Here is a 22,641-nt window from a genome sequence, read left to right as displayed (position 1 = left end):
CAGGCTCACAGCGACTCCGCACCGCATGCGCACCGCCCGCGCGCCGATGCATCCGACAGAATGGGGGGATGCGAGAGGAATCCCGATGATCGAATTGCGAACGCCCGCCGAGATCGAGGCCATGCGCCCCGCCGGGCGCTTCGTCGCCGAGACCCTCGCCGCCCTCCGCGCCGAGACGAAGGTCGGCACGAACCTGCTCGCGATCGACGAGCACGCGCATCAGCTCATCCGCGAGGCTGGCGCGCAGTCGTGCTACATCGACTACCACCCCTCGTTCGGCGCGAGCCCGTTCGGCAAGGTGATCTGCACCTCGGTGAACGATGCCGTGCTGCACGGGCTCCCCCACGACTACGCGCTGCATGACGGCGACCTGGTGTCGCTCGATTTCGCTGTGGCGATCGATGGATGGGTGGCCGACTCGGCGGTGTCGTTCGTCGTCGGCACGCCGCGGGCCGAGGACCTGCGGATCATCGACACGACGGAGCGGGCACTGGATGCCGCGATCGCGGCGGCCACGGTCGGCAACAGGATCGGCGACATCTCGGCGGCCATCGCGGCCGTGGCGCGCGCCGAGGGCTACTCGATCAACACCGACTTCGGCGGACACGGAGTGGGACGCATCATGCACGGCGACCCGCACATCCCGAACGACGGGCGACCCGGGCGCGGCTATCCGCTGCGGGCCGGTCTCGTGATGGCGCTGGAACCCTGGTTCCTGCAGACGACCGACGAACTGGTGACCGACCCCGATGGCTGGACCCTGCGGAGCGTCGATCGCTCGCGGGGTGCGCACTCCGAGCACACGATCGCCGTCACCGAAGACGGGCCGATCATCCTCACCGACCGCTCTGACCTCGGCGTCGCCTGATATGACGTCGTCCGCGGTCGAGGTCGAGGGACTGGTCAAAAGCTACGGACACAAGACGGCGGTGAAGGGCGTGTCCTTCGACATCCGCTCCGGTGAGACGTTCGCCCTGCTCGGGCCGAACGGTGCGGGCAAGTCGACGACGATCGAGATCCTCGAGGGCTACCGCGACCGATCCGGCGGAACCGTGCGCGTTCTCGGAGTGGACCCTCGCAAGGGCGGCCTGGACTGGAAGGCGCGCATGGGCATCGTGCTGCAGTCGACGGGCGAGAGCGGCCCGGTGACCGTGCGCGAGCAGCTCGCCCACTTCGCGGCGATGTACCCCCATCCCCGCGAGGTCGACGAGGTCATCGCCGCCGTGGGGCTCGAAGAGCAGCGCAAGACCCTGATCCGCAAGCTGTCCGGCGGACAGCGCCGGCGGGTCGACGTCGCGATCGGCATCATCGGACGCCCCGCGCTTCTGTTCCTCGACGAGCCCACCACGGGGTTCGACCCCGCCGCGCGCCGTCAGTTCTGGGAGCTGATCCACTCGCTGAAGGGCGAGGGCACGACGATCCTCCTCACCACCCACTACCTGGACGAGGCCGCTCAGCTCGCCGATCGTGCCGGTGTGATCGCCGGCGGCGAGCTTCTCGACATCGCGCCGATCGACCGGCTCGGCGGGATCGAGGCGCGCATGCCGGTCGTGCGCTGGTGGCAGGACGGACGCATGCACCAGGAGCGCACGACCGAGCCGGCGGCCGTCGCCGCGCGCCTCTACCGTGATCTGGGAGAGGTGGCCCGCCTGGAGGTCGTGCGCCCCAACCTCGAGGATGTCTACCTCGGAATGATCGGGGCCGCCGAGTCGGCGGGCGACGACGTGACCGTCCCAGAGAGCGTCGCGTGAACGCGCGGACCACGGAGTGGATCACGCCGCTCCCCCGTGGCCGCTCGGCGCGGCTCGGCGCGCTGCGCGTCGGCTACGAGGTGCGCGCGTACTTCCGCCAGCCCGACACCCTCTTCTTCACCTTCCTCTTCCCCGTCCTGATGCTCGCGATCTTCTCGACCGCGTTCAGCAGCCAGGAGTTCGGACCGCCGGGTGACACGATCAGCGCGGCGGCGTACTACCTTCCCGGGATGCTGGCGGCGGGCATCCTGCTGTCGGGACTGCAGAATCTCGGGGTGGACATCGCGATGGAGCGCTCCGATGGCACCCTGAAGCGGTACGCCGGCTCCCCCATGCCGATCGGCAGCTACTTCATGGGCAAGATGGGTCAGGTGGCGGTGACGGCATCGCTGCAGGCCGCGCTGCTCATCGTGGTCGCGTGGGCCGTCTGGGATGTCGCGCTGCCGAACACCGCGCAGGCGTGGGGGACCTTCGCGTGGGTCTTCGTGCTCGGAGTCTCCTGTTCGGCGGTCCTCGGCATCGCGGTCAGCGGCATTCCGCGCTCGGGCAAGTCGGCGCAGTCCGTGATCGTGCCGATGGCGCTCGTGCTGCAGTTCATCTCGGGCGTCTACATCTCCTTCGACATCCTCCCGACCTGGCTGCAGGATGTCGCCAGCCTCTTCCCGCTGCGCTGGACGGCTGCCGGGATGCGTGCGGTCTTCCTGCCCGAGAGCTTCGAGTCGGCCGAGCCGAACGGCACCTGGGGGCTGGAGTGGATCGCCGTTGTCTGCGGGATCTGGCTGGTGGTAGGGCTCATCGTGTGCGCGCTGACGTTCCGGTGGAACCCGAAGGATCGCTGACTTCTCACAACCCGCTCTCGCGGCGTGTGCGGAAAACGTTCGATCGGCGAAACGCGGGCCGCTCGCGGGCTGAAACACGTCCTTCGTAGCGTCGGGGACACGGACGGAACGCGGCAGGTGCGCGTTGCGGTTCGCGACCCCGAGGAGTGCACATGCCCCGATCGAAGCGCAACGAGAACGTGCCCGCCGCCGTCGATCCCCGGAAACATGCCGCACACGGCGATGCAACACACGACGGCTACCGTGCAGACATGGTCGAGCAGCAGGGCCAAGATCCCCGCCATGAACACTCCGTCGCCGTGGAGCGCTCCGTCGCCGTGGAGCGCTCCGTCGTCGTCGTCGGTGCGGGCATGGTCGCGCACCGGTTCGTGGAGAGCCTGCTCAGCCGCGCTGACGGAGGAGGGGCCGGCGAGGAGGGCGCGGGCGAAGCCGGCGCCGATGAGGGCGGCGCCGGGCAGGGCTGGAAGGTCACCGTCATCGGCGAAGAGCCCCGCCACCCCTACGATCGCGTCGCGCTCACCTCGTTCTTCGGCGGAGCCACCCCCGACCAGCTGACGCTCGACGCCTCGTTCCTCGACACCGACCCCCGCGTCCGCTTCGTGCGCGGCGACGCCGTCGCCCGCATCGACCGCTCCGCGCGCCGCGTCACCACGGCAAGCGGCCTCTCGGTGGGCTATGACCGACTGGTGCTGGCCACGGGCTCGTACGCCGCGCGTCTCGCGGTGGACGGATTCGATCACGACGGATGCTTCGTCTACCGAACCCTCGATGACGTGCAGGCGCTGAGCGCGTTCGTGGAGCGCCGGTCGACCGAGCTCGGGCGCTCGCTCAACGGCATGGTCATCGGCGGAGGTCTGCTGGGACTCGAAGCCGCCGGCGCCCTGCAGGAACTCGGAGTCGAGTGCACCGTCGTGCAATCGTCGGCTCGGCTCATGTCCGCGCAGCTGGACGAACGAGGAGCCTCGTCGCTGCGGCGCCTCATCGAGTCGCGGGGCATCAAGGTCAAGACCGAGGCCGTCACCACGCGCCTGGACGCCGATCGATCGGGCTCCGTCGTCGGTCTCGAATTCCGCGACGGATCCTACGAGGGTGCCGATGTCGTCGTCTTCACCGTGGGCGTGCGGCCGCGCGACGAGCTGGCCCGGAAGGCCGAACTCGAGGTGCACCCGCGCGGCGGGGTCGTCATCGACCCTGCGTGCACGACATCCGATCCCCGCATCCTGGCGATCGGCGAGGTCGCCAGCTTCGACGGGCAGTGCGTCGGGCTCGTCGCTCCGGGCTACGCGATGGCGGAGGTGGCGGCCACGCGGCTGCTCGGCGGCGACGCCACTTTCCCGGGCTACGACCTGTCGACCAAGCTCAAGCTGAACGGCGTGGATGTCGCGAGCTTCGGCGACGCGTTCGCCGCCACCCCGGGTGCGCTTGACGTCGTCTACGCCGACCCCGTCGCCGGCGTCTACAAGAAGCTCGTGCTCTCGGACGATGCGAAGACCCTGCTCGGCGGCATCCTGGTCGGCGATGCGGGCGCGTACGGGATGCTGCGGCCGCTCGTCGGGGGCGCTCTGGGCGGGGACCCCGCCGCCTACCTCCTCCCGGGCGACATCGAACTGCCGGCGGGTGGCGAACTGGCGGACGAGGCGCTGGTCTGCTCGTGCAACAGCGTCACCGCCGGCGCCATCCGGTGCGCCGTGACCGACGATGGCTGCACCGATGTCGCGGGGGTCAAGGCCTGCACCCGCGCCGGCGCGGCGTGCGGTTCGTGCCTGCCGCTGGTCAAGAAGCTCGTGGGCACCGAGCTGGCGCGCTCCGGCGCGGAGCTCAGCACCGCGCTCTGCGAGCACTTCTCCTTCTCGCGCGCGCAGCTCTTCGACGCCGTGCGGGTCTCCGGCCTCCGCACCTTCAGCGGCATCATCGACCGCTTCGGCACCGGCCGCGGGTGCGATATCTGCAAGCCCGTGCTCGCCAGCATCCTCTCCTCCCTCGGCGCCGGCCACGTGCTCGACGGCGAGAACGCCACGCTGCAGGACACCAACGACCACGTGATGGCGAACATCCAGAAGGACGGCTCTTACTCGGTGGTCCCTCGCATCGCGGGCGGTGAGATCACGCCGGAGGGCCTGCTCGCGATCGGACAGGTCGCCAAGGACTTCGGGCTCTATACGAAGATCACCGGCGGCCAGCGCATCGACATGTTCGGCGCCCGCCTCGAGCAGCTCCCCGAGATCTGGGGTCGCCTGGTGGACGCCGGCTTCGAGTCGGGTCACGCGTACGGGAAGTCGCTGCGCACGGTCAAGTCGTGCGTCGGATCGACCTGGTGCCGCTACGGAGTACAGGACTCCGTCGGCATGGCCGTGCAGCTGGAGCTGCGCTACCGCGGCCTGCGGTCGCCGCACAAGATCAAGCTCGGCGTCTCCGGCTGCGCGCGCGAGTGCGCCGAGGCACGAGGCAAGGACGTCGGCGTGATCGCGACGGAGGCCGGCTGGAACATGTACATCGGGGGGAACGGCGGCTTCACCCCTCGGCACGCGGTGCTGTTCGCAGAGGGACTGGATGACGCCGCCCTCCTGCAGGCGATCGACCGCTTCCTGATGTACTACGTGCGCACCGCGGACCGCCTTCAGCGCACCGCCCCGTGGTTCGAGGAGATGGAGGGCGGGATCGATGCGCTCCGCGGCGTGATCTTCGATGACACCCTCGGCATCTGCGCCGACCTGGACGCCGCCATGGCCGCCCACATCGAGCACTACGAGGACGAGTGGGCCGCGACCCTCGCCGACCCCGACAAGCTGCGCCGCTTCGCCTCGTTCGTCAACGCGCCCGAGACACCCGACCCCTCGCTCGCCTACACGCTGGAGCGGGATCAGCCGCGGCCGGCCACCGACGACGAGCGCGCCGGCGGCGGCGTGCTCATCGCCGGCACGACTCTGGAGGTGCGCCGGTGACCCTTGTCGAGCGGCCGCCGGCCAGGACCGCGGATGCTCCGGTGTGGGTGCCGGTGTGCCGTGTCGCCGATCTGGAAATCGAGCGCGGTCGCGCCGCACTTCTGCGCGGCGAGCAGATCGCCCTCTTCCTGCTGCACGACGGACGGGTGCACGCCGTGCAGAACCTCGACCCGTACAGCGGGGCCTCCGTGCTGTCCCGCGGGATCGTCGGCAGCAGGCAGGATGCCCCCACGGTGGCGTCGCCGATGTACAAGCAGGTGTTCGACCTGCGAACCGGTGCGTGTCTCGACGCGCAGGGCAAGGAGCCGAAGAGCCTGCGCGTGTGGCCCGTCGCGATCGACGGAGACACGATCCTCGTGAAGTGGAGCGAACGATGACGACTCTGATGGGCATCTCTCTGGCCGGCAGGCGCGTGGTCGCGGTCGGCGGCGGGGATGTCGCCGCCCGGCGGATCCGCCGGTTCCTCGCCGACGCCGCCGACGTGCTCGTCGTCGCGCCGGAGCTCTCGACCGCCACCCGACGCCTCGTGGAGGATGCCGGGCTGGAGTGGCATGCCCGCGGGTTCCGGACGGACGACCTCGACGACGCGTGGCTGGTGCACACCGCGACAGGCGACCAGCGAGTCGATGACGATGTGGCGGCGGCGTGCGAACGGCGGCGCATCCTGTGCGTCAACGCGGGAGACGGCACCCACGGCACCGCGCGGCTCGCGGCGGAGACCCGTTCGGGCGACAGCATCGTCGGGGTCGTCTCCGCCGAGGGCGTCGACCCGGGGCGCACCCGTGTGCTGCGGGACGCGATCGCCGACCTGCTTCGCGAGGGCAGGCTGCCGCTTCGCCGGCGGCGCCCGACGTCCGTGGGGCAGGTGCACCTCGTCGGCGGCGGACCCGGTCCCATCGACCTGATCACCGTCCGAGGCCGGCGGCTGCTCGCCGAAGCCGATGTGGTCGTCACCGATCGCCTGGGCCCGACGGCGGTGCTGAGCGAGCTCGATGCCGATGTCGAGATCGTCGATGTGGGCAAGCGCCCCGGGCACCATCCGGTGCCGCAGGACGAGATCAACCGCATTCTCGTGGACCGAGCGCTCGCGGGCCGTCGTGTCGTCCGGCTGAAGGGCGGCGACCCCTTCGTGTACGGCCGCGGCGGCGAAGAGGTGCACGCGTGCCTGGCCGCCGGCATCCCGGTCGATGTCGTACCCGGCATCTCGAGCGTGGTGGCGGTGCCGCAGGCCGCCGGCATTCCCGTCACCCACCGGGGGACGGCGGCGGCGCTGCACGTCGTGAACGGCCAGGACACTCCGACCGCGGCCACGCTCGCCTCCCTCCGGGATCCCGGCACGACGACGGTCGTGCTGATGGGGGTCAGCGCGCTCGCCGGGTTCGCCGCATCCGCTCTGGCGGCGGGAGCGCCGGCCGACCTGCCCGCCGCGATCGTCGAGGACGGGCACAGCGACCGCCAGCGCACGACGCGTGCACCGCTCGGCGAGATCGCGGATGCCGCGGCGACCGCCGGCGTCCGCAATCCCGCCGTCATGGTCTTCGGGCACGTATCGGCGGCCGATCTCCTCCTCGGCGAGGCGAGCCGCAGCCCCGACACGCGAGTGGGTGATGCGCGCACGTGAGCACCGATCCACCCGTGGCACCTCCGCCGTTGACAGCGCCGCCCACGGCGCAGCCGCAGACGGCCCAGCCGCTGTCCGCCGCACTGGCCGGCTGCACCATCCTCCTCCCCGTCGATCGCCGATCCGGGGAGCTCACGGCCGCCCTCGAGCGGCACGGTGCATCGGTGCGACTCGCGCCCGCGCTCACGATCGTGCCGCACATCGACGATGAGGAGCTCATCGCCCGAACGGAGCGCCTCATCGCGCAGCCGCCGCACATCGTCGTGGTGACGACGGGCGTCGGCTTCCGCGGCTGGATCGAGGCCGCCGACGAGGCGGGGCTGCTCGAACCGCTGCTCGTGGCGCTGCGGAGCGCGCAGATCGTCGCCCGAGGGCCCAAGGCGCGCGGCGCCATCCAGCAGGCCGGCCTCTCGGCCGACTGGGTGGCCGAGTCGGAGACCGCGGCGGAACTCGAGGAGTTCCTGCTCGCCGAGGGAGTGCGAGGCAGGCGCATCGCGGTGCAGCACCACGGCTCGGGCTCGGACGGATTGGACGAGGCGTTCGAGGCCGCGGGGGCCGACGTCGTGAGCCTGACCGTCTACCGCTGGGGGCCGCCGCCGGACCCGGGGGTCGTCCGCCGCTCGGTGACGGCGGCCGCGTGCGGGGAGTTCGACGCGATCCTGTTCACGTCCGCACCCGGCGCCCAGGAGTGGCTCGCCGCCGCCGACATCCTGCAGGCGCTCCCCCGCATCGTCGAGCACGCCGATTCCGGACGCCTGCTGATGGCGGCCGTCGGACCGATCACCGCCGGCCCCCTGCAGCGCGCCGGCTTCCGCCCGCTGGTTCCGGATCGGGGCCGCCTCGGCTCGCTGGTGCGCGCGGTCGTCACCCACTTCGGCGGCGGTCATGCGCGGGGCATCGAGACCGCGGTCGGCCGCCTCGAGCTGCGCAGCGGCGGAGCCGTGCTCGGAGGGCGGTTCATCCCGCTCGCCCGCACCGGGTTGGACGTGCTCTCGGTGCTCGCCGACGCCGGCGGACGCACCATCTCGCGGCACGAGCTGCTCGAGGCGCTGCCCCGCTCGGTGGCCAACCCCCACGCCGTCGAGGTCGCCATCGCCCGGGTGCGCGAAGCGCTCGATGCCCCAGAGCTCATCAAGACGGTGGTCAAGCGGGGGTACCGCCTGAACGTCACGGAACCGGACCCGGTTCTCACAACACCCGTCCCGGCCGGGTGAGAACTTCGAGACCCAGAGTTCACAACAGACATCCGCCCGAGAAATCCCCCGCCCATAGCGTCGCTGACAACACCACATCCGTTGCGACCCGCTTCAGGGAGATCACGATGACAGACACCCTCGACACCGCGCTTGACACCGAGACGACGGTCGCCGCGCCCGCGCGCCCGCTCGTTCACCGCTCCGGTCGATGGATCGACGAATGGGATCCGGAGGACCACGCACAGTGGGAAGGCGCCGGACGCGCCATCGCCTCGCGGAATCTGAAGTGGTCGATCTTCGCCGAGTTCCTCGGCTTCGTCATCTGGCAGCTCTGGAGCATCGTCGCGGTCCTGCTGCCGACCGCCGGGTTCGCTCTGGACAGCAGCCAGATCTTCTGGCTCATCTCCATCCCGAGCCTCGTCGGTGCCACCCTCCGCATTCCGTACTCGTTCCTCGTCCCGTTGGTCGGCGGCAGGAACTGGACCATCATCTCGGCCGGCCTGCTGCTCCTGCCCGCCGTCGCGATGGCGATCTGCGTCGGCAACCCGGAGACGCCCTTCCCCGTGCTGCTGGCCGTGGCCGCCCTCGCCGGATTCGGCGGCGGCAACTTCGCCAGCTCCATGTCGAACATCACCTTCTTCTACCCGCAGCGCGAGAAGGGCTGGGCGCTGGGCCTGAATGCCGCCGGCGGCAATCTGGGTGCCGCCGTCGCCCAGTTCGTCGTTCCGATCGTGGTCACCATCGGCGCGGCCGCCACGCTGAACCTGCCGCTGGCGGGCTGGATCTGGGTGCCGCTCATCCTCCTCGCCATGTTCGGCGCCTGGCGGTACATGGACAACCTGTCGTCGGCGAAGGCCGACTTCGCCGGGTCCGCGGCCGCGCTGCGCGAGCCGCACCTCTGGCTGCTCTCGCTCCTGTACATCGGCACATTCGGATCGTTCATCGGCTTCGCGAGCGTCTTCCCCAAGCTCATCGCCGATCAGTTCCCGGCGTTCTCGGGCATCGCGGTCGGTGGCGCATCGGTCTCCCTCGCCTTTCTCGGGGCCCTCGTCGGCTCGCTCGCGCGGCCCTTCGGCGGGCGGCTCGCCGACCGCTTCGGCGGCGCCCGGGTCACGATGGCCGCGTTCGCCGTGATGGCGGCGATGACGCTGCTCGTGACCGCGACCCTGCCGACGGGACAGTTCTGGCTGTTCCTGGGATGCTTCCTCGTGATCTTCGCGGCAGCAGGGGCCGGCAACGGATCCACGTATCGCATGATCCCTATCGTCTTCGCGCTGCGGGGCGGGGGCGACGCGCTGACGGGGGGCGATGTCTCGTCCAAGCGCAAGGCCGCGGCCGCCCTGGGGCTCATCTCGGCCATCGGCGCGTACGGCGGCTTCCTGATCCCGCAGGCGCTCAACCTGTCTCGTCAGTCATCCGGTACATACGCCAGCGCCTTCCTCGTCTTCGTCGGCTCGTACGCCGCACTGATGCTGATCACCTGGCTCGCCTACGGTCGCGCCGCCCGCACCGGAGGACCTCGGATCTGACCATGGCACCGCTCACCCCTCCCGCCGCTTCGGCCACCGCATCCCATTGCCCGTACTGCGCCCTGCAGTGCGCGATGACGCTCACGCGTGTGGATGGCGCGGCCGGCGACGCGGGCGGGGTGGGCTCGCCCCCTCTCGAGATCGCGGGCCGCGACTTTCCCACCAACCGCGGTGGGCTCTGCAAGAAGGGCTGGACCGCCGCGGAGGTGCTGGTCGCTCCCGACCGGCTGCGGACGCCGCTGGTGCGCGGTTCCGACGGCGACCTGCGCCCCGCGAGCTGGGAGGACGCGCTGGACCTCGTCGCCGGTGCCCTCGCGGCCATCCGTGCCGAGCACGGGGCCGACGCGGTCGCGGTGTTCGGCGGCGGCGGGCTGACGAACGAGAAGGCCTACCAGCTCGGCAAGTTCGCCCGCCTCGCACTGGGCACGAGCCGGATCGACTACAACGGCCGCTTCTGCATGTCCTCGGCCGCGGCTGCCGGCAACCGCGCGTTCGGCATCGACCGCGGCCTGCCCTTTCCTCTCGAGCACCTCGACGCGGCATCCACGATCCTCCTGCTCGGGACGAACGTCGCCGCCACGATGCCGCCCTTCGTGGGGCACCTCGCCGGTGCGCAGGCCGCCGGCGGCCTCGTGGTCGTCGACCCCCGCCGCACCGCGACGGCGCGGCTCGCGGACGACGGCCGAGGCATCCACGTGCAGCCCTCCCCCGGTACTGACCTCGCGCTGCTGCTGGGCATCACGCACGTCGTGCTCGCCGAGGGTCTCGCCGATGACCGCTACCTCGTCGACCGCACCACCGGGGTCGAGGCGCTCCGGCGGAGTGTCGCCGGCTGGTGGCCGGAGCGGGTGCAGTCGGTCACCGGTGTGCCCGTCGTCACTATCCGGCGGGTCGCGCGGCGCCTCGCGGCCGGCGGCGGTGTCTACATCCTCACCGGACGGGGGGTCGAGCAGCACGTCGACGGCACCGACACCGCGACGGCCGCGATCAACCTCGCCCTCGCCCTCGGGCTGCCGGGTCGCGAGGACTCGGGGTATGGGACCCTCACCGGCCAGGGAAACGGTCAGGGCGGTCGCGAGCACGGACAGAAGTGCGACCAGCTGCCTGGATACCGCAAGATCACCGACCCCGCGGCACGTGCCCACGTGGCCGGGGTGTGGGGGGTGACCCCCGAGTCCATTCCCGGACCAGGCGTGCCGGCAGTGGAGCTGCTCGCCTCGCTCGGCACGCCGGAGGGTCCTCGGGCGATGCTCGTGCACGGCTCGAACCTCGTCGTGTCGGCGCCGAACGCCGGGGCGGTGCGGACCGCGCTCGGGAGGCTCGACCTGCTGGTCGTGTCGGACTTCTTCCTCTCCGAGACGGCGGCGCTGGCGGATGTCGTGCTTCCCGTGACGCAGTGGGCCGAGGAGGAGGGCACGATGACGAACCTCGACGGCCGCGTGCTGCGCCGACGCCGCGCCCTCCCGCCTCCGGAAGGCGTGCGGGACGAACTGTGGATCCTCGCCGAGCTGGCGCGCCGACTGGACGCCCCCGGTCGATACTCCACCGAGCCGGAGGAGGTCTTCGACGAGCTCCGCCTCGCTTCGGCCGGCGGGATCGCGGACTACTCGGGCATCGACTACGCGCTGCTCGACGCGGGGGTCGCCGCACACTGGCCGTATCCCCCCGGATCGACCGGCACGCCCCGGCTCTTCGCCGACCGGTTCTGGCACGATGACGGCCGCGCACGCATCGTGGCGGTGACGCCCGCCCCGCAGGATGACCGGCTGCCGGGCGTGGGCGAGCTGACCCTTCTCACGGGTCGCCTGCTCGAGCACTACCAGAGCGGCGCGCAGACCAGGCGCGTGCCGGAGCTGTCAGCGGCGCAGCCGGAGGTGCGGGTCACGCTGCACCCCGCGACGGCGCAGGAGCTCGGCGTCCAGGATGGCGAGATGGTCGAGCTCGACAACACGCGCGGCGCGATGCGGGGCCGGGCGAGCCTGTCGACCGACCTGAGGCCCGGCACGGTGTTCGTGCCCTTCCACTTCGGCGGAGACGGTGCGGCGAACCTGCTCACCTCCGACCGGGTGGATCCCGTGTCCTCGATGCCGGAGTTCAAGACCGGCTCGGTGCGGGTGCGGCGACTGGAGGAGGCGATGATCGGATGACGCAACCGCTGCGCGTGCTCGTCGTGGGCTACGGCCCCGTCGGCGCACGCTTCGTCGAGAACGTGCTGCCGGGTGTCCGTTCCGGCGCGATCCAGCTCACGGTGGTCGGTGCCGAGGTCGATGACGCATACAACCGGGTGCTTGTCGCGGAGTATGCCGTCGGCGGTATGCAACGGGACTCGCTGACCATCGCCGACCGCGGAGCCGCCGAGGCAGCGGGCGCGCGGATCATGACCGGGGTATCGGTGCGGCACCTCGACCGCGGGGCGCGCGCAGCGACGCTCAGCACGGGTGAGCGGATCGCCTACGACCGGGTGGTGCTGGCGACCGGTTCGCGCGCGAACACGCCGACGCTCGACGGCGTGCCCCGCCCGAGGCGCGACCCGGGCACGCTGTCGTCGCTGCCCGGCGACCTGATCGCCGGCGACGACGCCCTACCCCCAGGCGTGACTGCGTTGCGCGACCTCGGCGACGCGGAGCGCGTCCGCGCGGCCATCGCGGGTGGTCGTAGGCTCGTCATCCTCGGCGCCGGCGTGCTGGGGCTGGAGCTGGCCCTCGCGGCCGTGCACGCCGGTGCGCGCGTCGCCGTCGTGCATCACGGGGCATACCCCATGCCCCGCAGCCTCGACCGGGGCGGCGGCGGCGTGCTGCGCCAAGCGCTGCGGCGCACCGGTCTGGCCGTGTTCGCGCACAGCAGGGCCGAGTCCGTCGAGTTCCGCACAGACGAGAACGGCGAACGCCACTTCGATCGGCTCATCACGGCGGACGGCAACCAGATCGAGGGCGACCTGCTCGTGCTCTCGTGCGGCGTGAGCCCCCGCTCGGAGCTGGCTGCCCTCTCCGGGCTTCGGACGGCCTTCGGCGTTCTCGTGGATCGCCGGCTGCGCAGTTGGAGCGACCCCGACGTCTACGCCATCGGCGACTGCGCCCACATCGTCGATCACCTGCCGGACGATGCCTCGGCGCGGGTTCCGGGCGGTCCGTCAGGGCTGATCGGCCCCGGGTGGCGGCAGGCGGACTGGCTCGCCGCCCGGCTGCTGGACGAGCTCGGCGGTTCGGCCGCCGCCGACCGCGGGGGTATCGACGCCGACGCGATGGACGCCGAACGCGAGGCGCTCGTCATGCTGAAGGCCGAGCACGTCGACGTCGTGGCGGTGGGCGACGTCTCGCTCGAGCCGGGGGACGATGACCCGCGCCCCGGATGCGACCGCAAGGTGTCGTTGTGGGCCGATCCCGAGCACCTCCGCTACGTGAAGATGGTGTCGGAGAGTGGCGTGCTCACCGCGTTCGTGTCGGTCGGGATGCCGCGGACGGCCGCCGAGCTGACGCTGCTCTTCGAGCGGGGCGGCGAGCTGCCCGCCGACCGGTCTCTGCTGCTGCGCTTCGACGGCCCGGACTACGTTCCGGGCGAGAACGGCGACGCGTTCGCGCCCACCGCGACGGTGTGCTGGTGCAACGCCGTCACGGTCGAGCAAGTCGAGGAGTCGGCCGCCCAGGGCAACGCGACGGTGGCCTGCATCGGTCGCGACACGCGAGCCGGCACGGGGTGCGGCGGGTGCAAGAGCCGCATCTCCGACGTCCTCGCGCGGCACGCGGCGGCCACCGCGGCGGTGTGAACCGGGCGACCGGGAGCGCGGGCTTCGGTCACCCGACGCGGAGCACGGCGGCCGATCGTCCGGCCAGGCTGATGGTCGGCTCGGTGACGGGCTCTCCCACCGCGATCCCGGAGCCGGCGGCATCCGTCGCCCAGAGCACCTCCGCCCCGGCGCGCACGGGCACGAGCCGAGCCTCGTCGGCCAGGTTCACCGCGATGTCGATGCGTCCGTGACCGAGCCGGATCCATCGCTGCTCGTCATCGACGTCGGCCGACAGCGAGGCGAATGCCGGGTCGTTCAGATCCGGTTCGCTCCGCCTCAGCGCGATCAGGTGCCGATAGGTCTCCAGGAGCCGTGCGTGCACACCGCCCTCGGCCTCGTCCCACTTCAGTTTCGAGCGCAGGAAGGTCTCCGGGTCCTGGGGGTCGGGAACGATGGAGGGATCCCAGCCCATCCTCGCGAATTCCTCGATCCGGCCCTCCGCGGTGGCCCTGCCGAGCTCGGGCTCGGGATGCGACGTGAAGAACTGCCACGGCGTCGACGCCGCCCACTCCTCGCCCATGAAGAGCATCGGGGTGTAGGGGGCCAGCACCGTCAGCACGGCCGCGATCTGCAGGCTCCGCTCGTCCAGCGTCTGCGAGAGCCGGTCGCCCGCCGCCCGGTTGCCGATCTGATCGTGGTCCTGGGCGAACGTGACGAGGCGCCACGTCGGCACCTGCGGGTCGATGGGATGCCCGTGATTGCGGACGCGGAACGATGACCACGTTCCGTCGTGGAAGAACCCCTTCGTCGCGGCCTTGGCGAGGGCCGACAGCGGGGCGAAGTCGGCGTAGTAGCCGGCCGTCTCGCCGGTCACGGCGACATGAAGCCCGTGATGGTAGTCATCGCTCCACTGTGCGGTCAGGCCGTATCCCTCGGCCTCGCGCGGCATGATGAGGGCCGCGTCGTTCATGTCGGACTCAGCGATCAGGGTGAGCGGGCGGCCGACATGTGCGCTGAGGGCGTCGGTGCGTTCGGACAGCTCCTGAAGGAGGTGGCGCTCGCTCGTGTCGACCAGGGCGTGTACGGCATCCAGGCGCAGCCCGTCCACGTGGTAGTCGCGCATCCACATCAGCGCGTTCTCGACGATGTAGCTGCGAACGGCGGGTTCGTCGAGATTCACGGACGATCCCCACGTGTTGCGTTCGGCTTCCCGCAGGTACGGCCCGTACTCCGGGAGGTAGTTGCCGCTGGGGCCCAGGTGGTTGTACACCACGTCCTGGATCACGCCGAGTCCGCGCTGGTGGCAGGCGTCGACGAACCGCTGGTACCCGGCCGGCCCGCCGTAGACCTCGTGCACCGCATACCAGAGCACTCCGTCGTAGCCCCAGTTGTGGCTGCCGTTGAAGGCGTTCACCGGCAGGACCTCGACGAGCTGGATGCCGAGGCGCACCAGGTGATCGAGCCGCTCGATGGCCGCGTCGAATGTCCCCTCCGGCGTGAAGGTTCCGATGTGCAGCTCGTAGATCACCGAGCCGGCGAGCTGCCGGCCGGTCCAGTCGCCATCAGCCCACCGGTGGGCAGACGGATCGAACCACGCGCTGAGGTCGTGTACGCCCCGGGGCTGTCGCCGCGAGCGCGGATCCGGCCGCACGGCACCCGAACCGTCGAGTTCGAATCCGTACTCCTCGCCGCCCCGGAGTGAGACGTCGGCGGTGAACCATCCGTCGCCGCGTGGGGTGAGTTCGGTGCCGTCGGCTCCCGGCCGGTGCAGTGCGACGGAGCGTGCGAGCGGTGCCCAGACTTCGATCATGGGACCTGCCTTCCGGGGTATGCGTCCAGGGGTGCGAGGAGTGCGACCGGATAGCGCTCGAGCAGCCGGGCGACGGGCAGGCGGTGGCCTTCGAAGACCCGGCCGGTCAGGACGTCCACGGTCGGACCGGCGTGCCGCAGCAATTCCGTGTCGCCCCACGGGGAGCCGTCGCGCGCGGCTCGTCGGGCGAGCCGCGCGGGAAGGCGCGTGGCAACGGTGACCGCACCGCCACGGTCGAAGGCGATCAGGTGGTCGAGAGCGCTTCCGGTGACGGTCATCGGCACGTAGCGCGTGAAGAGCTCCGGCCGATCCCGGCGGAGGCGCAGGGCGCGGGAGGTGACCAGCAGCTTCGCGGCGGCCGAGGCGTCGACATCCGGCAGCCAACCGCCGTCGAGGCGAGCGAGCAGGTCGCGGCGCTCGGCGAAGTCCACCGCTCGGCGATTGTCGGGGTCGACGAGGCTCTGTTCCCACAGCTCGCTTCCCTGGTAGACGTCCGGCACCCCGGGGCCGGTGAGCTGGAGAAGCTTCGCGCCCAGGGAATTGCTCCAGCCGAACTGCTCGACCGAGGCGACGAAGGATGCCAGTCGCTCGGCGACCCGCTGATCGTCGAACGCGGCGTCCACCACCGCATGCATGCTCGCCTCGAACGCCGCCTCGGGCGCGAGCCACCCGGTCGCCTCCCCTGCTTCTCGCGCCGCCTTCTCGGCGTAGGCGTGCAGTCGCTCGCGGGTTGCCGGCCATGCTCCGACGATCGCCTGCCACAGCAGGTTGTCGAACGGTCCGTGCCCGGAGGTCACGACATCGCGCATGGACCGCAGGAACTCGGCCCACTCCCCCGGAAGCTCCGCCAGGACGGCGATGCGGGCCCGCACGTCTTCGCCTCGTTTGGTGTCGTGGGTGGAGAGAGCGGTCATCGCGGCGGGGCGCTCGGCGAGCCGGCGCGCCTGGGCGTCGTGGAAGCCATCGACATCCAGTGCGAAGACCGACGGGTCGCCCCCCACCTCGGTGAGCGAGCCGAGCCGGGTGTACCGGTAGAAGGCGGTGTCCTCCACGCCCTTCGCCATCACCATGCCGCTGGTCTGCTGGAAGCGGACGGCCATCGGATGCCCCGGATCGGCGAGGCGCACGAGCACATGATCGATCGCGTCCGTGAGTTCCGGACGGCGGCGCCTCGCGTCATCCGCCGCCTGCACGAGATACCCGGCGCCGTCGGGCAGATAGGAGCGGTACACCGGGAAGCACGTCAGCAGCTCGGCGATCGCGTCGTCCGATCCGTCGATCGGCTCGTCGAGGAGCCGGTTCAGCCGCAGCACCTCGGAGCGAAGGATCGTGTCGGCGATGACCCGCTTCGTGTCGTGGATCAGGTCCTGCCACGGGGGCACGGCGCTCCCCCGCAGGTCTTCGTCGAGAGCGTCGAGCGCAGACTCGCCCGCCGGGTCGACGAACACCCGGTCGATGTCGCCCATCGCGTCGTAGCCCGTCGTGCCCTCGGTCTCCCAGTACTGCGGCAGGCGTTCGCCGTGCTCGAGGATCTTCTCGACGAGCACGTACGCGCCGCTCGTCTTCTCCGCGAGGCGATCGAGATAGCCGACCGGGTCCGCAAGGCCGTCGGGATGATCGATGCGCAGACCGTCCACGAGCCCGGATCGGACCCAGCGAACGATCTCGGCGTGGGCCTCGTCGAAGACGGCGGGGTCCTCCACCCGGATGCCGGCGAGCGAGGACACCGCGAAGAATCGGCGGTAATTGAGCTCCGCCGCCTCGCGTTCCCAGTGCATCAGCTCGTAGTGCTGGCGCTCGTGCACCGCTCGCACCGTCGACGCGTCGGTGGGGTCGCTGGCCAGCACCGCCCGCTCGTCGGCCGTGACCGACCCCTGTGCGAGCGGGAACCGGTGATCGAAGTACCGCAGCTCGTCGGCCTCGACGCGCAGCTCCCCAGCATCCGCCGCCTGCTCGAACGACGTGCCGAGGACCGGGAGCCGCACGCGGCCCCCGCCGACCTCCCAGTCGACGTCGAACGCGGCCGCGTACCGCGACTCGCGGCCGCTGGCCAGGAGATCCCACCACCACGGGTTCTGCGCCGCGTCGGCGACCCCCATGTGGTTCGGGACGATGTCCACCAGGATGCCGAGCCCCGCCGATCGCGCGGCTTTCGAGAAGGCATCGAGGCCCTCGGGTCCGCCCCGCGCGTCGTCGACGCGACTCGGGTCGACGACGTCGTAGCCGTGGTCCGAGCCCTCTGTGGATGCCAGCAGCGGCGACAGATAGGCCCAGTCCGCGCCGAGGTCCCGCAGGTACGGCGCCAGCTGCGCCGCCGCGTCGAGGTCGAAGGCCGCCCTGATCTGCAGGCGGTACGTGGACACCGGACGCTTCGGCATGGCTACCTCGAAACCTCGGACTTCGGTGAGGGGCTCGGCATGTCGTCGGGGCTCACGCTGGCGCCGATTCCCGCCAGGGACGCGGCGACCGAGTGGTCGACCTCTGCGACGGGAGCGCTGTGCTCGATCAGGACGAGCATCGCCTTGGCGTGCACGACGATGGAGGTTCCCGGCTCGATCGGATCGGTGTCGGCGCGCTCGCCCGCCGTGTCGACGAGGATGTCCCACCGCGGGCTGTACTCGACCGCGGGGATGTGGAAGTCGACATCCCCATCCCCCGCGTTGAACAGCACGATGAAGTGCTTGTCGGAGATCGGCTCGCCGCGGCGGTCGCGCTCGCGGATGCCGCCGCCGTTGAGGAACACGCCGACCGCGCGGCCGAAGCCCGCCTCCCAGTCCTCCGGCTGCATCTCGCTGCCGTCGGGGCGCAGCCACGAGATGTCGGGCACCGGGGCGCCTGCGACCCGGCGCACCGGGCGACCGTTGAAGAACCGGCTGCGCCGGAAGGTCGGGTGCTCGCGCCGGAGCCGTGCGAGTGCGGCCGTGAACTCGAGCAGCGGCTGGTCGACCTCGTCCCAGTGCACCCACGTCAGCTCGTTGTCCTGCGCGTACCCGTTGTTGTTGCCGAGCTGGGTGCGGCCGAGCTCGTCGCCGTGCAGCAGCATCGGCACGCCCTGGGAGAGCATCAGCGTCGCGATGAAGTTGCGCTGCTGGCGCGCCCTCATGGTGAGGATCGCCGGGTCATCCGTCGGGCCCTCGACGCCGAAGTTCATCGACCGGTTGTGCGATTCCCCGTCGTTGTTGTTCTCGCCGTTGGCCTCGTTGTGCTTCTGGTTGTAGCTGACGACATCCCGCAGCGTGAACCCGTCGTGCGCGGTGACGAAATTGATGGATGCCACAGGGCGGCGCCCGGAGTGCTCGTACAAGTCGGCCGAACCGGTGAGCCGGGAGGCGAACTCACCCAGCGTGGCCGCCTCGCCGCGCCAGAAGTCCCGCACGGTGTCGCGGTACTTGCCGTTCCACTCCGTCCACTGCGGCGGGAAGTTGCCCACCTGGTAGCCGCCGGGACCGATGTCCCAGGGCTCGGCGATGAGCTTGACCTGCGAGACCACCGGGTCCTGCTGCACGAGCTCGAAGAAGGTCGCCAGGCGATCGACGTCGTAGAACTCGCGGGCGAGCGTCGCAGCGAGGTCGAAGCGGAAGCCGTCGACGTGCATCTCGAGCACCCAGTAGCGCAGCGAATCCATGATCAGCTGCAGGGCGTGCGGGTTGCCGACATTGAGGCTGTTCCCGGTGCCCGTGTAATCGGTGTAGTACCGCTTGTCCTTGTCCTCGAGGCGGTAGTACGCCGCGTTGTCGATGCCGCGCATCGACAGCGTGGGGCCGAGGTGGTTCCCCTCGGCGGTGTGGTTGTAGACCACGTCGAGGATGACCTCGATGTCGGCGGCGTGCAGCGCGCGCACCATGCCCTTGAACTCCTGCACCTGCTGACCCCGCTCGCCCGTGGCCGCGTAGGTGTTCTGCGGTGCGAAGAAGGCAACCGTGTTGTAGCCCCAGTAGTTCGAGAGGCCCTTGTCCTGCAGCGTGCTGTCGTTGACGAACTGGTGCACCGGCATGAGCTCGATCGCCGTGACGCCGATCTTCTTCAGGTGATCGATGACCGCGGGGTGGGCGATGCCGCCGTACGTCCCCCGCAGCTCTTCCGGCACGGCCGGGTGCAGCTGCGTGAGACCTTTGACGTGCGCCTCGTAGATGAACGATGACGCGTACGGGGTCTTCGGCTGACGGTCGCCCGCCCAGTCGAAGAAGGGGTTGATGACGATGCCCTTCATCATGTGCGCGGCGGAGTCATCGTTGTTGCGCGAATCCGGGTCGCCGAAGTTGTAGCCGAACAGCGACTGGTGCCCGTCGACCTGGCCCTCGACGGCCTTGGCGTAGGGGTCCAGAAGCAGCTTGCTCGGGTTGAACCGCTTGCCGCTCTTCGGGTCGTAGTCGCCGTGCACGCGGTAGCCGTAGCGCTGGCCGGGCCCGATGGTCGGCAGGTACGCGTGCCAGATGTGTGCGTCCACGTCGATCAGATCGATGCGGGTCTCCTTGCCGCGGTCGCCGAAGAGACACAGCTCGACACGGGTCGCCCCTTCGCTGAAGAGCGCGAAATTCGTTCCGTTGCCGTCGAACGTCGCACCGAGCGGATAGCTCGAACCTGGCCAAGTCTGCACATTGCCTCCATGATGACGCCGACGCCGGAAAAAACCGGCGTCGGCGGCTTTCCACCCTATCGGGCGGCGCAGAGGCCCGATTGGGGCTTGCGTCCAGGTTGATGTGTCAGTTATCGCCGGCGAGGAGCTCGGGGCGTCGCTCGCGCGTGCGCTCCAGCTGCTGTTCCCGACGCCAGCGCGCGATCGCGCCGTGGTTGCCGCTCAGCAGCACCGGGGGCACGTCGAGTCCCCGCCAGGACGCCGGTTTGGTGTACGACGGGTACTCCAGCAGACCGTCCTCGTGGGACTCCTCGAGCAGGCTGGCCGGATTGCCGACCACACCGGGAAGAAGCCGGCCGATGGCCTCGATCATCGCCAGAACGGCGACCTCGCCGCCGTTCAGCACGTAGTCGCCGAGGCTGATCAGCCGTACCCTGCCGAGGGCCGCCGCGTGCGCGAACACCCGCTCGTCGATGCCCTCGTAGCGGCCGCAGCCGAAGATGAGGTGCTGCTCGGCGGCCAGCTCCCGGGCCGTGGCCTGGGTGAACAGCTCGCCCGCGGGCGACGGGAAGATGATGACCGGCCCCGTCCGGGTCGATGAGCCCAGTTCGCCGGTCGCCTCCCCCGTCTCGGTCGCTGAGCTGCTCTCGGTCGCTGAGCGCGTCGAAGCGTCGCCGGCGGTCAGCGCGTCCAGCGCCTCACCCCAAGGCTCGGGCTTCATCACCATGCCGGCGCCGCCGCCATAGGGGGTGTCGTCGACCGTGCGGTGGCGGTCGTGGGTCCACTCGCGCAGATCGTGCGTGCGGATGTCGAGAATGCCGGCGCCTCGCGCCTTGCCCAGGAGCGACATCTCGAGCGGGCCGAAGTACTCGGGGAAGATCGAGACGACGTCGATGAGCATGTCAGGCCTGCGTGGCGTCCTCGGTCGGTGCGGCGACGCCCGCGTCGGTCGTGCCGTCGTGCGGTTCGGCGGCCGCATCCGGCTGCTGAGCCTGCCCCGGTTCCCGAGCCTCATCCGGTCCCTGAGCCTCATCCGGTCCCTGAGCCTCATCCGGTCCCTGAGCCTCATCCGGTCCCTGAGCCTCATCCGGTCCCCGAGCTTCATCCGGTCCCTGAGCTTCATCCGGTCCCTGAGCCTCATCCGGTCCCTGAGCCTCATCCGGTCCCTGAGCCTGTCGAAGGGCGGCATCCGGGTTCTCGTCGTCCTCCGACAGCGGCAGCTCCTCGAAGAGCCCCGGCGGCGGGGTGACGGTGACGCGACCGGCGGCCACATCGACCTCGGGAACGATCGCGGCGACGAACGGCACCATGATCTCTCGATCGCCGCCGGCGCCTGAACCCGCCGAAGGGCGGACGATCAGCAGATCCTGCGCGGGGAAGTGGTCCACGCGGATGACGCGGCCGACGCTCTGCCCGTCCCGCACGACCTCGAGACCGACGAGTTGGTGGTCGTACCAGGCGTCGTCTTCCGGGGCGGTGGACTCGGCATCCTGATCGATCCACAGGATCGCGCGCACGAGAGCCTCGGCGGCCTCGCGGTCATCCACGCCCTCGAAGAAGGCGACGGGGTGCGTGTTCATCCACCGGAACTCCCGCACGGTGATGGACTTGCCGTGCCAGGGGGAGGACTCGGGCACCTGCAGGGTGAAGACGGCCCCCGGTACGAAGCGGCCATCGGGGTCGTCCGTGTACAGCTCCAGCTTGAGCGCGCCCTTCAGCCCGTGGGCCTTGACCAGGCGGCCGACGCGAAGCTGCGTCTTATCGGGAAGGGAAGGGCGCTGGTCGTTCGACACGTCAGTCGTCCGCGACGTCGACGCGCACGCGTCGGCCGTCGGCGAGCGCCGAAACGAGCGTGCGCAGGGCCTTGGCCGTGCGTCCGCCGCGCCCGATCACGCGACCGCGGTCGTCGGGATGCACATGCACCTCGAGGACATCACCGCGGGGCGACGTGGAGGAGTGGATGCGCACTTCGCCCGGGTGATCGACGATCCCCTTGACGATGTGCTCGAGCGCGGCGGCCAGCACGACTATTCGGCGGTTTCGGTGGCGTCGGCGTCAGCCTCGGGCGCCGCGGCCACGGGCTCGGCCTTCTTCTCGGCCTTGGGCTTGAGCACGGCCTTCTTGGCGGCATCCTGCTCGAAAGCCGGCTTGGGCTCGCGGACCTTCACGGTCGAGACGGCGTTCTTGTCGCCCTTGAAGGTGCCCCAGTCGCCGGTGAGCTTCAGCAGCGCGGTGACCTGCTCGGTCGGCTGCGCGCCGACGCTGAGCCAGTACTGCGCACGCTCGGAGTCGACCTCGATGAACGAGGGCTCCTCGGTGGGGTGGTACTTGCCGATCTCCTCGATGACACGACCATCGCGCTTGGTGCGCGAGTCGGCGACGACGATGCGGTAATACGGCGCACGGATCTTGCCCAGGCGCTTGAGACGAATCTTGACAGCCACGATTCTCCAGAATTGTGTGAAAGATGAACGAACCGGTCGCTCGGGGAGTGGGGTGCACACCCGGCGGAAGCTCAAAGGAGGATCCCCGCGTTGGATAGAGGGTCGAGCGGGAGATCCGACCCTCTATTCTTCCATACCGCGGACCAGCCCGCGAACACCCGGCCCTTCCATACCGCGGACCAGCCCGCGAACACCCGGCCCTTCCATAC

Annotated in this window: 16 protein-coding genes and 1 pseudogene; 10 read left to right on the top strand and 7 right to left on the bottom strand. The window is 70.6% G+C overall.

What is annotated here, in order from left to right:
* Positions 1-85 precede the first annotated feature (85 nt).
* The 10 genes from map to ACLQ2Q_RS10590 all read left to right on the top strand — a co-directional run bounded on the left by map (position 86) and on the right by ACLQ2Q_RS10590 (position 13,641).
* A complete protein-coding gene (map, locus tag ACLQ2Q_RS10635) occupies positions 86-868 on the top strand; it encodes a type I methionyl aminopeptidase (RefSeq protein WP_425820408.1) in 783 nt (260 codons plus the stop codon).
* A 1-nt stretch (position 869) separates the two neighbouring features.
* The gene (locus tag ACLQ2Q_RS10630) at positions 870-1,751 is read left to right on the top strand and encodes an ABC transporter ATP-binding protein (protein WP_425820407.1); all 882 of its coding nucleotides are present in this window, start codon (positions 870-872) and stop codon (positions 1,749-1,751) included.
* Positions 1,748-2,590, top strand: a complete 843-nt coding sequence (locus ACLQ2Q_RS10625; protein WP_425820406.1) for an ABC transporter permease — start codon at positions 1,748-1,750, stop codon at positions 2,588-2,590. The genes ACLQ2Q_RS10630 and ACLQ2Q_RS10625 overlap by 4 nt, the downstream gene beginning before the upstream one ends.
* A 350-nt stretch (positions 2,591-2,940) precedes the next feature.
* The gene (gene nirB / locus ACLQ2Q_RS10620; RefSeq protein WP_425820584.1) at positions 2,941-5,532 is read left to right on the top strand and encodes a nitrite reductase large subunit NirB; all 2,592 of its coding nucleotides are present in this window, start codon (positions 2,941-2,943) and stop codon (positions 5,530-5,532) included.
* Positions 5,529-5,909 carry a nitrite reductase small subunit NirD gene (gene nirD, locus ACLQ2Q_RS10615; protein ID WP_425820405.1) on the top strand — a complete coding sequence of 127 codons (381 nt, stop codon included), beginning with the start codon at positions 5,529-5,531 and terminating at the stop codon, positions 5,907-5,909. Before nirB ends, nirD begins: the two co-directional genes overlap by 4 nt.
* Positions 5,906-7,153, top strand: coding sequence for a uroporphyrinogen-III C-methyltransferase (gene cobA / locus ACLQ2Q_RS10610; protein WP_425820404.1), 1,248 nt, complete (start codon positions 5,906-5,908; stop codon positions 7,151-7,153). Before nirD ends, cobA begins: the two co-directional genes overlap by 4 nt.
* 29 nt (positions 7,154-7,182) lie before the next feature.
* Entirely contained in the window at positions 7,183-8,367 is a 1,185-nt protein-coding gene (locus ACLQ2Q_RS10605) for a uroporphyrinogen-III synthase (protein ID WP_425820583.1), read from the top strand.
* A gap of 107 nt (positions 8,368-8,474) precedes the next feature.
* Positions 8,475-9,878, top strand: coding sequence for an MFS transporter (locus tag ACLQ2Q_RS10600; RefSeq protein ID WP_425820403.1), 1,404 nt, complete (start codon positions 8,475-8,477; stop codon positions 9,876-9,878).
* Positions 9,879-9,880: 2 nt separating this feature from the next.
* Positions 9,881-12,025: a molybdopterin oxidoreductase family protein gene (locus ACLQ2Q_RS10595; RefSeq protein ID WP_425820402.1), complete on the top strand. Its 2,145-nt coding sequence runs from the start codon at positions 9,881-9,883 to the stop codon at positions 12,023-12,025.
* A complete protein-coding gene (locus ACLQ2Q_RS10590; RefSeq protein ID WP_425820401.1) occupies positions 12,022-13,641 on the top strand; it encodes an FAD-dependent oxidoreductase in 1,620 nt (539 codons plus the stop codon). The genes ACLQ2Q_RS10595 and ACLQ2Q_RS10590 overlap by 4 nt, the downstream gene beginning before the upstream one ends.
* A gap of 28 nt (positions 13,642-13,669) precedes the next feature.
* On the opposite strand, the gene treZ is transcribed toward ACLQ2Q_RS10590, so the two are convergent.
* The 7 genes and pseudogenes from treZ to rpsP all read right to left on the bottom strand — a co-directional run bounded on the left by treZ (position 13,670) and on the right by rpsP (position 22,432).
* Entirely contained in the window at positions 13,670-15,412 is a 1,743-nt protein-coding gene (gene treZ, locus ACLQ2Q_RS10585) for a malto-oligosyltrehalose trehalohydrolase (RefSeq protein ID WP_425820400.1), read from the bottom strand.
* The gene (treY, locus tag ACLQ2Q_RS10580) at positions 15,409-17,790 is read right to left on the bottom strand and encodes a malto-oligosyltrehalose synthase (protein ID WP_425820399.1); all 2,382 of its coding nucleotides are present in this window, start codon (positions 17,788-17,790) and stop codon (positions 15,409-15,411) included. Before treY ends, treZ begins: the two co-directional genes overlap by 4 nt.
* A gap of 2 nt (positions 17,791-17,792) precedes the next feature.
* Positions 17,793-20,009, bottom strand: coding sequence for a glycogen debranching protein GlgX (gene glgX, locus ACLQ2Q_RS10575; RefSeq protein WP_425820398.1), 2,217 nt, complete (start codon positions 20,007-20,009; stop codon positions 17,793-17,795).
* A gap of 106 nt (positions 20,010-20,115) precedes the next feature.
* Positions 20,116-20,889, bottom strand: coding sequence for a tRNA (guanosine(37)-N1)-methyltransferase TrmD (gene trmD, locus ACLQ2Q_RS10570; RefSeq protein WP_425820397.1), 774 nt, complete (start codon positions 20,887-20,889; stop codon positions 20,116-20,118).
* A gap of 256 nt (positions 20,890-21,145) precedes the next feature.
* Positions 21,146-21,781 (bottom strand): annotated as a pseudogene (gene rimM / locus ACLQ2Q_RS10565) (ribosome maturation factor RimM); the annotation flags it as partial.
* A 1-nt stretch (position 21,782) separates the two neighbouring features.
* On the bottom strand, positions 21,783-22,013 hold the full coding sequence (locus tag ACLQ2Q_RS10560; RefSeq protein WP_425820396.1) for an RNA-binding protein: 231 nt from the start codon (positions 22,011-22,013) through the stop codon (positions 21,783-21,785).
* 2 nt (positions 22,014-22,015) lie between these two features.
* The gene (gene rpsP / locus ACLQ2Q_RS10555) at positions 22,016-22,432 is read right to left on the bottom strand and encodes a 30S ribosomal protein S16 (protein ID WP_425820395.1); all 417 of its coding nucleotides are present in this window, start codon (positions 22,430-22,432) and stop codon (positions 22,016-22,018) included.
* Between the last annotated feature and the right edge of the window lie 209 nt (positions 22,433-22,641).

Source organism: Microbacterium sp. DT81.1, from assembly GCF_049844955.1.
In the GTDB taxonomy this organism is placed as follows: domain Bacteria; phylum Actinomycetota; class Actinomycetes; order Actinomycetales; family Microbacteriaceae; genus Microbacterium.
This window is presented reverse-complemented; position numbering and strand designations above follow the sequence as displayed.

Bases quoted from the DNA above. Each gene is read 5' to 3' on its own strand.
- map (WP_425820408.1), top strand. From the start codon at position 86: ATGATCGAATTGCGAACGCCCGCCGAGATCGAGGCCATGCGCCCCGCC.
- ACLQ2Q_RS10630 (WP_425820407.1), top strand. From the start codon at position 870: ATGACGTCGTCCGCGGTCGAGGTCGAGGGACTGGTCAAAAGCTACGGA.
- nirB (WP_425820584.1), top strand. From the start codon at position 2,941: ATGGTCGCGCACCGGTTCGTGGAGAGCCTGCTCAGCCGCGCTGACGGA.
- cobA (WP_425820404.1), top strand. From the start codon at position 5,906: ATGACGACTCTGATGGGCATCTCTCTGGCCGGCAGGCGCGTGGTCGCG.
- ACLQ2Q_RS10600 (WP_425820403.1), top strand. From the start codon at position 8,475: ATGACAGACACCCTCGACACCGCGCTTGACACCGAGACGACGGTCGCC.
- ACLQ2Q_RS10595 (WP_425820402.1), top strand. From the start codon at position 9,881: ATGGCACCGCTCACCCCTCCCGCCGCTTCGGCCACCGCATCCCATTGC.
- ACLQ2Q_RS10590 (WP_425820401.1), top strand. From the start codon at position 12,022: ATGACGCAACCGCTGCGCGTGCTCGTCGTGGGCTACGGCCCCGTCGGC.
- treZ (WP_425820400.1), bottom strand. From the start codon at position 15,412: ATGATCGAAGTCTGGGCACCGCTCGCACGCTCCGTCGCACTGCACCGG.
- treY (WP_425820399.1), bottom strand. From the start codon at position 17,790: ATGCCGAAGCGTCCGGTGTCCACGTACCGCCTGCAGATCAGGGCGGCC.
- trmD (WP_425820397.1), bottom strand. From the start codon at position 20,889: ATGCTCATCGACGTCGTCTCGATCTTCCCCGAGTACTTCGGCCCGCTC.